The following is a 1,667-nucleotide window of genomic DNA, read 5'->3' as shown; positions in this document are numbered from 1 at the left end:
GTAAGCGTCCGTCATATTAGTCTTTTAAGCAGCAGGCAATAGTCTGTCAGCAGATGTAGTTGACACCGACAATTCGCGTTGAGGGAGCAACGAAGGAACCGTTTGCCCTTTTCGTTTGGCTAACAAGGTTTGAGTGAGGAAATCAAGAAGATGTCTGCCCTGAGCGTTGAGGGAGGTCGTCACGGTCAGTAACCTGGCGACAAACTCGCTGCCGGATTGGGATTGAGACCCAAAACTGGTGCGACGCCAAATCACAGCAGGTCGTAAGGCGCGCTCAGCCGCATTATTGGTCGGCTCGACATCGGTTGTAACCACAAATGTCCAGAGGGCCGATTCAACCTTGAGTAATCGTCGACAGGTCCTAACGGTTTTGGCTAACGGTGTGGTCTCATCAGGTTCAATCGGTAACGATGCGGCCTCTTCAAGCTCTGTTTTGAATCCATCTCGTAAATACCTGACCTGAGCGATAAACTGCTCGCGCGACAAGGTCCCATCTCTGACCCGATGCCACCAGCGAAACAACCGTCTCTGACGACGTAGCAGGGCATCGCCAATCTCATAGGAGGCCCCCGTCCGCTCAGCCATGGCGGTCAAATCACGCTTGAGATGAGCCCAGCACGGTTGCCATTGCTCCAGTGCAATCCAGGTATAGGCACTACACCGGTCAGAGGTCACAATTCCTGGGTAAGACTCACCCAGCATGGTTTTGGCACTCGCCTGAGAGCGACTCAAAACAACCTCAAAAAAGCTGACCAACGGCGTCACTAACACCCATAACCACCCTTTACGATTCTCGGGGTTCTTGCCGTCTCGATTGCCTTGGGGAAAACTTGTCTCATCACTATGCACTCTGGACTGAGACTGGACATACGCTTTAGCCTCAGCCACGGGCTCTGCAAGGGCCACACTGAGTTCATCCCGCAAACGACCGACACTCCCACGCGACAGCCGCACGCCAAACACCGTGTCCATGAAACGACATACCTGACGATAGCTTTGTCGGTAGGGGCCACTCAACAGGGCCACCAGGGCACTCACTCGCTCTCCATATCCTGACGCTGAAACACCCGGCGGTAAAAGCGCTCGTGTCATCTCTCCACACACATCACAACTGAGTTGATGCAAACGATATTCAATCACTACCGGCTCGATAGGCGGCAACTCTATCTCTTGATGACGATGGGGATAATGATCATGACCACTCAACCGGGCACCGCACTGCTGACACACCGATGGTTTGACCTCCAACACCTGGTCACAGAACTCACTGGGCTTGAGCTTGCGGACTTGACGGGGAGACTTTGCCGAGCGTCCCCCTCTCCGACTCTTTTGGCGCTTCTTTTTACCGTTAACCACCTGACCGAAGCCATCTGTTGAGGGTGGTTTCGATGAATTTTTCGAGGTCTGATTCAGACGCTCTTCTAGATCGATAAGCCGCTCATTCAGCTTAGCCAACTGGGCACTCTGCTCAATTAAGCGCTCATTCTGTTGAGCTAATCGCCCCTCCAACACCCTCACCAACGCTTGGATGCTGGGTGGCGTTGCCTCCCAGTCCGCTTTTGGAACCTTAATGCCTGCAATTGCGATGTCTTCGCTCATATTCACAACTTAGCGAAGATTGATGCACTGACGCCCTAAATTTTCTTTAACTTCCTGGGACGGTTACC

At 52.9% G+C, this 1,667-nt stretch carries 1 protein-coding gene; it reads right to left on the bottom strand.

The features are described from left to right. Positions 1-24 precede the first annotated feature (24 nt). Entirely contained in the window at positions 25-1,599 is a 1,575-nt protein-coding gene (tnpC, locus tag DXZ20_RS36990; protein WP_163698926.1) for an IS66 family transposase, read from the bottom strand. Positions 1,600-1,667: the final 68 nt, after the last annotated feature.

This window comes from Adonisia turfae CCMR0081 (assembly GCF_011009555.1).
Taxonomy (GTDB): Bacteria; Cyanobacteriota; Cyanobacteriia; order Phormidesmidales; family Phormidesmidaceae; genus Leptothoe; species Leptothoe turfae.
Note: the sequence above shows the minus strand (reverse complement) of the source record. Positions and strands in the feature narration are given on the sequence as shown.